This window comes from Streptomyces sp. NPDC026589, assembly GCF_040638385.1.
In the GTDB taxonomy this organism is placed as follows: Bacteria; Actinomycetota; Actinomycetes; order Streptomycetales; family Streptomycetaceae; genus Streptomyces.
Genome location: NZ_JBEZYG010000055.1, coordinates 1 through 12520, shown reverse-complemented (window position 1 = coordinate 12520; position 12520 = coordinate 1). Strand labels below are relative to the sequence as shown.

Sequence of the window (12520 nt, the reverse complement as noted above, 5' to 3'; positions counted from 1 at the left end):
TCACCGAGGAGGATGCGGGCGGCGGCGTAGTGGCGCTGCCAGTCGACGGGCCACCGCGGGTTCCAGTCCGGGTCGATGGCCTCCAGGGCGCGACGTCGCTCGTCGGCCCGTACGCGGTCGCTGCCCAGTCCGCTGGGGCGGCGGAGATTGCTGAGCCATTGCCCCACCTCGACCCCGTCCCACAGCGTGTTCCTCGGGCAGGACAGGCTGCCGTGTGCGGCGTGGTAGTCGCGGGCGGCGGTGAGGTTCTTCCAGAATCCGGCGTCGCCGACCGACCAGATCATCCCCAGTTCGTTGAGGAGGTCGGTGCGCCAGGGCTTGAGGGTCCCGGCCTTGAAGCTGCGGCGCTGCTCGCTGACCCAGGTGCCCAGCCCGTACGTGGCGCCATCGTCGCCCAGCTCGACGGTCGCCTCCCGGGGGACCTGCGCGTGCCCGTGCTCGCGGACCCAGCCGCGCAGGGCGCTGTACCCGGTGAGCCAGACCTCGGAGTCCGGCCGCAGCACACGGGTGCGGAGGAACAGGGCGATGCTCTCGGGGTCGCGGGGGAGGGAGAACCGCAGCAGCGGCGTGCTGCTGCCCGCGATGCCCGGGGCCGCGCCGGTCTCCTCGCCGCCCTCGCCCTCGTCGCCCTGGTCCTCGTCGCCCTGGTCCTTGTCGGCGTCGGCGTCCTCCTGGTCCTGGCCGTCGTCCTCGGTACTGGCCGCCGCGCTCTCGTCGGGGACGTCCTCCTGGTCCTCGTCCTCGACCTGGTGCTGCTCGCCGTCCTGGCCGGCCGCAGCTTCCTGCGGGTCGAGGGCGAGCACGGAGGTGATCTGTCCGCGCGCGGTGGTGGTGGGCAGCGCCATGCGCTCGATGACCCGGGCATCGTGTGCGCGCAGGCCCTGGAGGATCGCGACAAGCCCGGTATAGCTGGAGGACGCCATCATGTCGCCGGGGTCCTCCCCGGGCTCCAGGAACACGGGGACGATGATCCTGCTGACCTTGCCGTCGCCGGGCTCCTGGCGCAGCGCCCGCCCGATGATCTGCACGATCTCCACCGGAGAGGAGCGGGTGTCCGCGAAGACGACCGCGCCGACGCCGCGCTTGCCCCGGATGTCGACGCCTTCCCCGAGGACCCGGCAGGAGGCCAGGAACGACAGCTCGCACACCCACCCGTCCGCGTCCAGTCCGTCGGCGTACCGGGCGAGGACGTCGCGGCGGTGGGTGGCGGGGTGTTCGCCGGAGAGCCAGTCCGAGCCGACCCGGCCCGGGTAGGCGGCGGGGTCGGTGTGGTGGAGGCGGGCGGCGGTCTCCGGCATCGCCCGGGCGAACGCCATGGCATCCAGGGTCCGCGAGTGGAACGTCATGTACGAGCGGACGCCGGACTCGTCGGCGTGCTTGAGGAGCGCGGCCTGGAGCGCGGCGAGCCGCCGGCCCCGCCGCTCCTCGTCGGTGGCCTTCTCGCTGAGCGGTGAGGGGTCGCGGATCTCCAGGACGTCGATCTCGAACCGCGCGAGGATTCCACGCTCGACACTTTCCATCAGGCCGGTTTCGTGGAGGACGGGCCCGTACAGCGCCACATCGTCCATCGAGGCGACGAGCCGCCCGCCCAGCACCTCACCGCCCGGGACGTCGGCCGCGCCGAGCTGCTCGCCGTCGTCCTCGGTCGTACGCGGGCCCGCTTCCCACAGGCGGGGGGTCGCGGTCATGTAGAGGCGGCGGGCGGCGGGGATGCGGTCCTGGTGGTGGACGGATGCCCACGCCTTCGAGCCGTCGCCCGACGTCCTGTGCGCCTCGTCGACCACCAGGAGGTCGAACGGGGCCATGGTTTGCCCGTAGGAGCCGCGCAGCGCCCGCTCCAGCACGCCGGGGGCGACCGCGTCCGGGGCGTCGTCCTGGTCGTCGGCCAGGCCCTGCGGGGCGAGGCTCGCGTACGTCGCGAACACCAGCACCGGCCCGTTCGCGGCCCACAGGGCGAGTTGGGTCGGGTTGGTCGTGCACCGCACCCCGAGGGCTTCCAGCAGCGGGTCCGCGCCCAGCGAGCACACCGCGACGGCCGGGCCGGTGTGTCCGGCCCGGCGCCACGCCTCGATCGTCTGCGTCAGCAGGTCCAGGGTCGGGACCAGGACGCCGATCACCCCGTTCGGGCACAGTCGGAGCGCGGCCATCGCCGCGGTGATGGTCTTGCCGGTGCCGGTGGCCATGTGGACCTGACCGCGCAGCCCGTTTACGGGCAGCGTCCCGTCCACGGGCAGCGACAGCCCGCGCACGTTCGCGTCCACGGCCTCGACCTGATGCGACCGCAGCGTGATCCCCTGCATCGTCATCGCTCCTCACTCAGCCCGGCGGTCCGGCCCGGGGTGAACGGGGCGACGGATACCGCCCCGTCATCATCGACGGTCACCCGCTCAGCCATCTGGGCCAGTACCTCGTTCGGGGTCAGACCGGCCCGCGCCGCCGCCGCACGGATCTGCCGCCCGGCAGCCGCGCCCAGCCAGAGTTCGGCGCACAGCTCGTCCCGCTTCTCCCGCTGCTGCTCCGTCCACGCGGCATGGTTCCGCAGCGCCGTGGTGCGCCGCTCCTCCCGCTCCCGCGCCCAGGCGCTGCCCGTCTCGTCCAGGTCGCCGTCGTAGACGCCGGCCCCGGACGCGGCGAGGTGCGCGGCGATCCGCTGCCACTCGGTGAGCAGGGCTGCCCACCGGTCGGCCAGTTCCTCCGGGGCCGGCGCGAATTCTCCACGGGCCGTCATCGGGGAGCGCAGTTCCTCGCGGGTCTCGCGCGCCCGCACCACGGCCGTGTCCACGGCCTGGTCCACCTGCCGCGCGGTCATGCCCGCCGCCTGGCGTCGTACCTGATCACGCGCCACGTCCTCCGGAGTCCAGATCATCGCCACGTCCCCTTGCCTGTCACGAACCGTCCAATAAATGTCCAATGTAGCACCACGTGACGTCCAGTTGTTGTACAGTTACTGGTATGAGTGAAGAGAACAGCGTGGAAGCACTGTTGGAAGAGGCCCGTCTCGCCGCGGCGATGCCGCCCCCCGCAGAGCGGTTCCGGCTCCGGGAGGCGGCCGGGTTCTCCCGCGCGCACATCGCGGCCACGGTCGGCGTCGGACGGTCGACAATCGCGAACTGGGAGACCGGTGTCTCCGATCCCACCCCGCCCGCCCGCCTGCCCTATCTGCGGATCCTGAAGGGCCTCGCGGACATCTACCCGCCTCCCGCCGCCCACGGGTACCCGATCGCGGCACTGTTCGCCGACGCCCCGGGCGGTCCTGCGCCGGAGCGGACCGCCGCCCCTGCCACGCCCCACGCCGCGCCGGTGCCTGCGGCGTTCACCGGGCTGGAGACCCTGCGGGGTCCGGACGGCCGCGCGATCGAGGGCGACCCGGGCCCGTGTGTCCGGTGCGGGGTGGAGACGACCTACCAGTCCACCGACGGCCGCCCGCTCCACTCCGGCGCCATGTGCCAGCCCACCACCGCCACCACCCCCGCACCGGCCCCGACCGCCACCGCGCCCGCACCGGCCGCGCCCGCCCCGGTTCCGGTGTCGCCGGTCCCGACCCCGGTGCCGACCCGCCCGCAGCGCCGGTCCAAGTCGGCCGAGCGCGCCGAGGCGGACCTCATGGGCCTGATCCGGGGTGCGGTCGAGCAGGAAGCGGAGCGTGCCGGCGGGGACGAGGACGCCGCGCTGAAGGCGCTGATCGGCCGGGCGATCCCGGACGTGATGCACCTCTTCAACGAGACGAGGGCCACGGCCCGTTACGAGTACACGGCCTATCCGGCGCTGCCGGACGTCCTGCACAAGCCGTCGAAGAAGGAGCCGGATCAGATCTGGGAGGCCCGCCCCGCCTACAACAACCCCGCCTACTCCCTCCGCGCCCCTCTCCTCGACCTCCAGGTGACCGCCCTCGACGTCAACGCCGCCTACCTGTCCGCGCTGAAGGTGTGGCTGCCGATCGGGAAGCTGGAGCACACCACCGGCACGGACGGCGTCGGCCCGAAGCGCTCCGGCGTCCACCTGATCACCCCCGCCGAGTGGGCCCACCCCCACCTGCCCAACCCGCTCGGGGACCGCGACGAGCCCGGCGCCCTCTGGATCACCGACGCCACCCTCCGCCTCCTGCTGCGCCTCTCCGGCCCGAAGTGGGCCCTGACCGACGCCCCGACCGTCCACGAGTCCTGGACGTCGGGGGCGACCGAGAACTTCCTCGACGCCCTGCGCAAGCTCCTGGTCGCCGCACGGTCGGAGGCGATCGCGGCCGGGGACCGGCTGACGCTGGAGTACGTCAAAGCGATGTACAGCAAGTTCGTCTCCACCATGGGGGAGTCGGTCCACAACCGGGAGATGGTCCGCCCCGACTGGATGCACCTCATCCACAGCCAGGCCTACGCGCTGCACTGCGGCCGCGCCTACAAGGCCCACCAGGCCGGGCTGGACGTCGTCGCGCTCAAGCACACCGACGAGCTCCACGTGATCGGGGGCTGGAGGACGGTGTTCACCGAGGGCCGGGGCGTGTCCGAGCTGAAGATCAAGCAGGGTGACGGCAAGGCGTCCGGTGAGTACCTGGTCGGGAAGGTGGGCGGCTGATGGCCGGACGCTGGAAGGACTTCGGCAAGTACGGCGCGGACGGTGCGCCCGGGGCCGAAGCGCTCGGTATCGCCATGGAGGGGATGGTGCGCGGTGTCGCCTCGCCGGTCGAAAGCGACCGCGGTCTCGCCGCCCGCCTGAACTACCTCACCAAGTCCGACGCCGGGTACGAGGCGATGGACCGTGCCGGCGTCCACGTCTCCCCGCGCACCCTGATGGCGTGGCTCGCGGAGGAGCGCAGCCCGAACCGGGCGAACCTGGCGCGGCTCGACGCGGCGTACTGGGACCTGCGCCGCCGCAACGTCGCCGCCGACCTCAAGCACCGGCTCAACAACGGGGGGCGGGGGACCCGGGTGGAGATCAACCCGGTCAACCAGACCGGGGTTGAGCAGAAGTACCGGCGTGACCTTGCCCCCCGCAGCATCAACGTGCGCGGGGTGTGGGACCGGGCCGTGGACGCGTGGATGGACGACGACCTGGACGAGCTGGACGCGGTATGGGACGAAGTCCTGGACCTGATCGGCTCCGACTACGACGGCTACAGCTACGTCTCCTCGATCGGCTGGGCCGCCTGACCCGCCACCCCCACGGAAGGTCCGCCCCCGGCACTGGAGTTGCCGGGGGCGGACCGGTCCGAATGCGCCCGGCCTGCACGGCCGCGCGCGGCGCGCGAGGGCGGCGAGTCCGTCCAGGATGCGAAGCAGGCCGACACGGGTGCCGACCGAACTCAAGTCACCAGCCTGGCGGGCGCCTCACGATGCCTCCCGGATGGCCGTCCACCCGGCGCTGTTGAACTCGGCGTCACCCGGGGCCACCATCTTCGGCCTCGGCTTACCGTCGGTGGCATCCTGCGCGTGGCGGGTGGCAAGCACCGACAGCTTCCAGTCATCGCCCTCCCACTTCGCGCCGAGCAGAGTGCGGGTGTAGGAGCCCTTCTCCCTGGCTGTTTTCCCGGCCTTCTGGACTTCCCTGGCCAGCAACCACACGGTGACCTCGTCCGCCGACTTCTCGATGAACTGGAAGCCGATCGCATGGGTGCGCATGTACGCGCCAGGCGGCATCGGGGCACTCGGCTTCAAGCCCATCTCCCTGGAGATCGCCTTGCCGTTCTCGATCGACCCCAGCCCGACCCGCTCGGCGGCAGCCTCGGACTGGTCCGCTTTCGAGATGTAGCTGTAGTAGAGCCGCAGCTGCTCGTCCTTGTTGTCCGTGCTGCCCTCGATCGTGCTGGTGTGGGCTGCCGCCAGCGCCGCCACCGCGCCCTCGGTGGTGTGCGGGAAGCCGACCTCGCTGCCGTGCTCGTCGGTGCGTTTCCCTCGCGGAAGCGCAGCCCACCGCTCCGGTTCAGTCCAGTCCTCCGGCGTCGCGTACGACTCCGACGGCTTCGGGCCCGCGCTCACCGCCGCGCTGGACCCGGCCTTGCCCGGCGTATCCCTGTCGCCGCCGTCACCACCTGTCTGCGCGCATCCTGGCAGGGCTAATAGAGCAGCCAGGACGGTAACGGCGTACCGGGCACCCTTCGCGCTCCACGTCCCCGTGCTCTTCGTGCGTCCCATGACGGGCCCCCTCCGCTCGCGATGCCGTCCGGGGCGGACGTTCCGTCACCGGCACCACACGCCAGCCACCCGCCCCAAACCCCGGCAGCTTCGCACAGGCCGAGGACGTCAAGCCGCCGGGTGGAGATCAACCCTGTCAGCCAGGCCGGGGTGGACCGGCGTGACCCTGTCGATCCGGAGTGTCAGCGTGGGGGTCTGGGGCCGGGCGATCGATGCGGGGACGGACGACAATGTGGAGGAGTTGGACGCGGTGTGGGACGAAGTCCTGGACCTGATCGGCTCGGACTACGACGGGTACAGCTACGTCTCCTCGATCGGCTGGGCCGCCTGAGCCTGGCCCGCAGGGCTCAGTTCAAAGTGCAGGCCGGCGCCAGTAGGCGTCGCGCACGACCGGAGCCGGCACAGCGTAGATCCGCGGGTAGAGGAATTCGTATGTGTGCCGGGCCTCTTCGTAGAACCGGAACCCTGCAGAGGTGAGGAAGAAGAACTTGCCCGGTGTTGGCATCGGGGATTCGGCCGGGAGCGACGAGTAGCGAATCAGGGGCATCCCATGGTGGCGCCGGCCCATGAGGGCGAGCCAGAGATCAGGCTCCTGCTGCTCGCTCACTCCAGTCACCTCAGGGCGCTCCGATGTCGCCAGGCGGGCCATGACGACGGTGAAGCTCTTCCATTGGCGTGAAGTCAGCCCGTCGCAGAGATACTTCGAGATGTGGGCGGCGGCACGGTAGGGCGCCTGGCTCAATTGTCTCTCCAGTCTCGTCATCCGACGGAGCGCCCTGTCCAGGGCGCTGGACATGTCCGAGCTCTCGGGGTAGCGGAGCTCCAGGCGGAGCTGGTCCCGCTGCCTCAGCCGGCGCTGCTGCCGGACCAGCTGGTGGTCGACCATCCGAGCGACCTGGCTCTTAGGTTGCCTGAGCAGGGCCGACAGGCGGGCGAGGTCTGGGTCATCTTGCTGGACCTCCGGGACCTTCTTTTCCCCGCAGTGCCGGTCAATCAGGGCCGCCATCACCTGTGCCACCTCGAACTGTCGGCGGATGGCGCAGGGATGGTGGTCGAGTGCTCTTTGCACTGTGGCCAGGCGTGCCTCGAGAACGATGGAAAGCCGCGTGGTGATACCTGTTCGGCCGCGGGCCGGCAGCATTGCCTCGCTCTCGATCCTGCGGTACGTGCTCAGCCCGATGCTCGCCCGACTGGCTGTCTCCGCGAGGGTTAGGCCCCGGCGTCTTCGTAGCGTTGTGATGGTGACGGCAGGCGCCGGCAGCCGTCTCTGGCGGTACGGAGGCATGTCGTCCCCGATGAGCGCCTTGAAGTCTGCTTCAGAGATGCCCAGTCTCTCTCTCACCTCCACTAGGCCCTGTTCGGCGTCTGCCTCGGGTCGGGGGGTGAGCTGGGTGACGCTGGTCAGCTCCAGCGCCTCGGCAAGTTCAAGTGCTCTCGGTGCCTCCGGTACGTGCTTCCCGCTCTCATACGCCAAGATCATTGCCTTCGACGTGCCCACCCGGACTCCGAGCTGAGCTGCGCTGATTCCTAGGCTTCGCCGGTGGGCTCGCAGAGCTTCGCCGTCGAATGCGCCAGTTCCTCTGGCCAATGCCCACACCCTCCGTTACTTGTGACCCAAGTCACTATGCGGTGCTGTTTAGGTACTTTAGTGATTCCAGAACGGCTCAGTGAACGGAATCGAGGATGAGGAAAACTGGCCGCTCCAGTGCTTGAAGAGGTACGGTTTAGGGGTCCTATCGTTTGCTATCTAGTGCGTCGAGGATGCAGAGTCGAGGGCGAAGGTGAAAATCGCTATGGCGAGTTGCACCTTGAGTGCTCGCACGATCTGAAAGCGAAGAGGGGCCCGGCCGCTGGCCAGCGACAAACCGGACCCCTCGGGACCGCTTCAGATCTGAAGGGCGGCGGGGTGGTTACGAGCCACTCCCGCCGTCCGCGATCGCTCCTAGGATCCTGACCCCGAGCAAAACGATCTCGTGAGCCAGTTCGTAACAGCGTTCGCGTGTCCAGAACTTGGCGTCCGCACCATCCCCCTCAGGGGGTGTGGAGTCGGACAGCGGTATCACCCCCTTTCCCTGATCGACCCAATTGGAGTCGACCGTGAGCCGGGGTGATGGGCACAAGTCTACGACGCGTCACCGAATTCTCCGAGTTTCCATGACGCTTGCCTGCCATCTGTGCTCTGACCTGCGGCTTTTTACTTTACCTACTCGCAAGTAGGGGACCGGGAGCATTTCGTCAATGACGAAATGGCCACGAGGGAGGGCTTGCTGACGGTCAGTGGGACAATCCCACCCATGGATACGAAGGGGTACTCCTACGTCGGCGGTCTTGCCCCGCGCCGCTGTGAACGCTGCGGCCAGGAGCTGAAACAAGCCATGGCTGGCCGTCGACGAAAGTACTGCTCCGCTTCCTGTAAGCAGCAGTCCTACCTGGATCGCCGAGTCCAGAAGCTTGCCGCCGAGATAGCGCGAGAACCTCTCTAGTCATCAACTCGGAAGTCACCCGCGTGGACTGAGGCCAGGGCTTCGGTGCGGGCAGTGCGTGAGCGCGACCGGTCGATGCGCAGACATGAAAGAGGCCGGCGCCCTCAGTCCGCTTTCGCGGGTAGCACGGGCACCGGCCAACCCAAGCGCACAACCCGTAAGGTCACGCCCTCGTACGGGCAGCGTACCCGTACGCTGGACCAGGACACAGACACCGGTACCGTTTTATAGACGGCGAGTTGGAGAGCCCCCGTGATCAGAGCAGGACGCCGCCACCTCGTACGCACCCTGGCGGACCTCGCCGCACAACAGGGACTGCGCACGGAGAGGTACCTCAAGCTCAAGCCGTACGAGGCCCGCGGGTTCCCGCCGCCGGTCAGCTCGCCCAAGGCCCGCACACGCCTCTACGACGGCGAACAGGTCGACGCCTACCTCCTGGGCAAGCCCGTGCCGCCGCTTCCGGACCAGGACGGCGACGATGACCTCCTGGACCGCCAGGAGTGCGCAGCTGCGATCGGCGTCACCCCCCGCACCTGGGACGGCTACAAGCGCCACCCGCTCCTGACCGAGCACGTCACCGACGTCGGCGGGGTCGAGCACTGGCCCCGCCGCATCGTCCGGCAGTACCAGACCAGCCGGCCGGGCAAGCCGACCGTGACCGGACGCCCGGAGGGCACCGGGGACCAGGTCCCCCGCGACCAGCTCCCCGCCCTCACCGCCGAACTCCTCGACGCCGACCCCACCATCAGCGCCGCCGGCGTAACCGAGGCACTCGGCATCCACCGCGACACCGCACAGGAAGCCCTCACCCGGCTCCGCGCCGACCGCATGGCCGACCTCATGCACACCGACCCGTCCCTGACCCCCGATCAAGCCGCGGTGGCACTCGGCTACCCAGCCGGGCAGGTCCGCCGTGCCACCGCACGGGCCGGGACGGTTCTGCGCGCCCGCAGGGCCGCCCCGTACCTGGCCGGTGTCGCCGCCGCTCTGCACCGCGCCGGCTGGACCACCACCGAGGCCGTGCCCGACGTCCAGTTCCCCGGCGACGACCGGGTCGTCGCCGCGGTCGTCCTCGACGGCGACCAGGCCCCGGCCCCCGCCCTGGTGTGGGACGAGCGGTACGGGTGGCGCACCGCGGCCTCCCGCCGCCACCCGCTCACCAAGGGCGCGGTCCTTCCGCCGGAGGGCGACGGCATCGCGTACGTCGCCGGGGGGATCACCCCGCCGCCCGGCGCCCTGATCACCGCTCTCACGAGCTGACCCCGAACGTCGGGCCCGGGGTGGCCTAAGGACGACGCTACGGACGCCACAGCGGCCTCGCACTCCCTTCGAGTGCGAGGCCGCCGTCAGCGGCTGCGATCCGGATTCAGCCGCGCAGCAGCCACAGCAGCCAGCGGCGCAGCTGGGGGAGCACGTGGGTGCTCAGCAGTCGCAGCAGCCAGCTGTGCAGCCGGGGGAACACGTAGGTACGCAGCAGGACGGGCAGCACTCCGAGTACGTACACGGCGAGCGCGACGGCGGGGCGCACCCACCAGTTCTGATCGTCGGTGACGGGGACTGCCAGCGCCATGGTCAGCGCGATGGCGCTGACCATGTACGTGCGCCGGGCCGTAATGTCCGGCCCCGGTCTGGATGCCCTCGCGGGCGGCGGTGCGCTGCGCTGGTCGTATGCGATGCTCATCGTCATCTCCTCTGTGCGGCCGATGGTCGTGGTGGCTTATTCCGGCCGCGCTGGTTGAGTGCGGTGGGCTGCCGGAATGGGCAGCCCACCGCGATTTCGTGGAACTGGCGAAACGCTAACACCCCCTCGGATAGTGCTCCCGACTGCAAACGTGTGCGGTTCCCCTTCGAATCTCGGGCATGAAATCAGAGGCCCGCAACGGAGCGAAAACTAAGCTGCTGATACGTGACGACGCTGCGCGGATTCTTTATGTGCAGAGCGGGTGCGCAACTCTGTGACCAGGCAATTTTCCAGTTTCTATGCAGCGAGTCGGACAGGTTCGGTCAGGAAGTGCAGCGTTTTTGGTGCCAGAGGCAACCAGAAAACCGGTAGAACGTGAAACGCTTTTCCCGTTTGGGTGGAACCGCTTTTCCGTGCAGAATCGCAACGGGAAAGACGTGGCGTGTGAGTATTGGCCGAAAAAGTGCGGTCGAAATTTGTCTAGATCCGATCGATCGGCAGTAGCCGGCGCCTGATGTCACTCGGCCACGGCTCGGAGCAGCACCTACGGAAGCGCCTGCCCTGGGGGGCGACTGCGCCCCGCCGCCAGGGTGCTGCTGGGTTTCGTCCGGCACAGAATCAGGGCGTGGAGTACCCGATCAATGTCGCGCTGGTGCGCGCCGTGCCAGTCCTGCCGGGCGGGCCCGGCTGGTGGTTCGAGCCGAAGTTCGACGGCCACCGCACCGTGCTGCGCCGCACCGAGGACGCCGTGATCCTCTACGCCCGCTCCGGCCGCGACGTCACCAGCCGGTGGATGGACCTTGCCGTCCCGGCCATGCGACTGCGCCCGGGGACCACCCTGGACGGCGAGGCGGTCGTCTGGCGCGCGGGCCGCCTGGACTTCTCCGCCGTCCAGTCCAGGGCCGCCTCCTCCCTGGAGCGTGCCCGCGCCCTGGCGGCCCGTCACCCGGCCTCCTACGCCGCGTTCGACGTCCTGGAGCACCCCGACCACGGACCCGTCACAGCCCGCCCCTACACCGACCGCCGCGCCCTCCTGGCCGACCTCCTCAAGGACGTCGGCCCCCCGATCCAGGCCACCCCGACCACGGACAGCCGGACGCTCGCCCTTCAGTGGTACGACGTCCTCCAGGCGCAGGGCGTGGAAGGGATCGTGGCCAAGCCCGCCCGCTCCCCGTACCCGTTCGGCCGCCGCACGGCATGGGTGAAGATCCGGCACGCGGACACGGTCGACGCCTGCGTGGTCGGCGCCACCGGCCCCCGCAGCCGGCCCCGCGCGCTCGCGCTCCTCCTGCCCGGATCGACCCGGCCCCGTCTCTCCGCGCGCCTGGCCCCCGCGCTCGCCGCACGCATCGGAGCAGCACTCGCCGGCGCACCCGCCACGGGGGAGCACCGCGCGGGCGACGAGACGTACACGGCACTCAACACCGAGCTGGTGGTGGAAGTGCTCGCCGGATCCGGCCGCCACGGCACACTCACCGTCGCCCGCATCCGCTGAGAGGACGGGGCGCAGCAAGGTACGAAGAGCGCGGCGGCGGCGTGGCCGAACGGGCGCAGCAAGGCACGAAGGGGGCGGGAGCCTGACGGCTCGTGCGCGCCGGGCCTGACGGCCTGCGCCGGGCCTGACGGCCCGAACCTCTGTGGAGTCGCCGGGGCGGGGTGTTGACGTGCCGCCGCGTGGGGGGTGATCCGCTGCGCTCCTCACCCCCCACGGCGTGCCGGTCCGCTGCGCTCCCCGGACCGAGCGCTCCGCGCTCTCACGCCAACGGCGCGGCGGGGCCGCCGGTCCGCTCCGCTCCCCGGCCGCGCGCTCCGCGCTCTCGACCCCGCCCCACCGGCCGCCGGGTGCGCTCCGCGCCCCACGGCGGTGCCGTCCGGCCAAGCGGGACAGCGCTGCGCGCCGCCCCGAGCGCTCCGCGCTGCCGGACGGCGTCCCCGCCGCTCCGCTCCGGGGACAGCGGCGACACGACAACACCCCGCCCCGGCGTCTCCATATGGGTTGACCTGGGGAAACGCCCCCGAAATCCCCCGGCACGGCATGCAAGTGAAGTACCGTTGTCTTGTTGGTCGGCAGTAGCAGCCGGTCAGCAACCCAAGCCCAATCAGCCCGAAAGGCACCCAAAGTGACCGACACTCAGCGCTTCGCCCTGGCCCTCTACGCCGACGGCACGTTCCAGATGATCGACTGGCCCACCACCCGGACCCTCCAGACCCTCTACACCGAGATCGGGTGC

10 protein-coding genes are annotated in these 12520 nt (G+C 70.3%); 5 read left to right on the top strand and 5 right to left on the bottom strand.

The features are described 5' to 3' along the window. Both AB0F29_RS41220 and AB0F29_RS41215 read right to left on the bottom strand, forming a co-directional pair. A partial coding sequence (locus tag AB0F29_RS41220) for a Helicase associated domain protein (RefSeq protein WP_361884089.1) occupies positions 1-2306 on the bottom strand: 2306 nt, incomplete at its 3' end. Beyond that, entirely contained in the window at positions 2303-2866 is a 564-nt protein-coding gene (locus AB0F29_RS41215; RefSeq protein ID WP_361884086.1) for a hypothetical protein, read from the bottom strand. The genes AB0F29_RS41215 and AB0F29_RS41220, both read right to left, overlap by 4 nt. A gap of 86 nt (positions 2867-2952) precedes the next feature. Here AB0F29_RS41215 and AB0F29_RS41210 point away from each other — a divergent pair, with 86 nt between their 5' ends. Together AB0F29_RS41210 and AB0F29_RS41205 are read left to right on the top strand one after the other, a co-directional pair. Beyond that, positions 2953-4569 (top strand): helix-turn-helix domain-containing protein, encoded by a 1617-nt coding sequence (locus AB0F29_RS41210; protein ID WP_361884084.1) that lies wholly within the window; start codon positions 2953-2955, stop codon positions 4567-4569. After that, positions 4569-5144, top strand: coding sequence for a transcriptional regulator (locus tag AB0F29_RS41205; protein ID WP_361884081.1), 576 nt, complete (start codon positions 4569-4571; stop codon positions 5142-5144). Before AB0F29_RS41210 ends, AB0F29_RS41205 begins: the two co-directional genes overlap by 1 nt. A 177-nt stretch (positions 5145-5321) precedes the next feature. Here AB0F29_RS41205 and AB0F29_RS41200 read toward each other — a convergent pair whose 3' ends face one another. Continuing rightward, positions 5322-6125: a hypothetical protein gene (locus AB0F29_RS41200; protein WP_361884078.1), complete on the bottom strand. Its 804-nt coding sequence runs from the start codon at positions 6123-6125 to the stop codon at positions 5322-5324. 160 nt (positions 6126-6285) lie between these two features. On the opposite strand from AB0F29_RS41200, the gene AB0F29_RS41195 reads away from it, so the two are divergent. After that, a complete protein-coding gene (locus tag AB0F29_RS41195) occupies positions 6286-6456 on the top strand; it encodes a hypothetical protein (RefSeq protein ID WP_361884075.1) in 171 nt (56 codons plus the stop codon). Between the two features lie 21 nt (positions 6457-6477). Here the strand turns inward: AB0F29_RS41195 and AB0F29_RS41190 are convergent, their stop codons facing one another. Beyond that, complete coding sequence (locus AB0F29_RS41190; RefSeq protein ID WP_361884072.1) at positions 6478-7722, bottom strand: helix-turn-helix transcriptional regulator; 1245 nt, start codon at positions 7720-7722, stop codon at positions 6478-6480. Positions 7723-8860: 1138 nt separating this feature from the next. On the opposite strand from AB0F29_RS41190, the gene AB0F29_RS41185 reads away from it, so the two are divergent. Continuing rightward, the gene (locus tag AB0F29_RS41185) at positions 8861-9868 is read left to right on the top strand and encodes a hypothetical protein (RefSeq protein ID WP_361884069.1); all 1008 of its coding nucleotides are present in this window, start codon (positions 8861-8863) and stop codon (positions 9866-9868) included. 106 nt (positions 9869-9974) lie between these two features. Here AB0F29_RS41185 and AB0F29_RS41180 read toward each other — a convergent pair whose 3' ends face one another. Then, positions 9975-10289, bottom strand: a complete 315-nt coding sequence (locus tag AB0F29_RS41180) for a hypothetical protein (RefSeq protein ID WP_361884066.1) — start codon at positions 10287-10289, stop codon at positions 9975-9977. 625 nt (positions 10290-10914) lie between these two features. Here AB0F29_RS41180 and AB0F29_RS41175 point away from each other — a divergent pair. After that, positions 10915-11784 (top strand): DNA ligase, encoded by an 870-nt coding sequence (locus tag AB0F29_RS41175; RefSeq protein ID WP_361884063.1) that lies wholly within the window; start codon positions 10915-10917, stop codon positions 11782-11784. The last annotated feature ends 736 nt before the right edge of the window (positions 11785-12520 follow it).

Coding starts and splice junctions, on each gene's coding strand:
- AB0F29_RS41205 (WP_361884081.1), top strand. CDS start 4,569: ATGGCCGGACGCTGGAAGGACTTCGGCAAGTACGGCGCGGACGGTGCG.
- AB0F29_RS41210 (WP_361884084.1), top strand. CDS start 2,953: ATGAGTGAAGAGAACAGCGTGGAAGCACTGTTGGAAGAGGCCCGTCTC.
- AB0F29_RS41200 (WP_361884078.1), bottom strand. CDS start 6,125: ATGGGACGCACGAAGAGCACGGGGACGTGGAGCGCGAAGGGTGCCCGG.
- AB0F29_RS41180 (WP_361884066.1), bottom strand. CDS start 10,289: ATGAGCATCGCATACGACCAGCGCAGCGCACCGCCGCCCGCGAGGGCA.
- AB0F29_RS41215 (WP_361884086.1), bottom strand. CDS start 2,866: ATGATCTGGACTCCGGAGGACGTGGCGCGTGATCAGGTACGACGCCAG.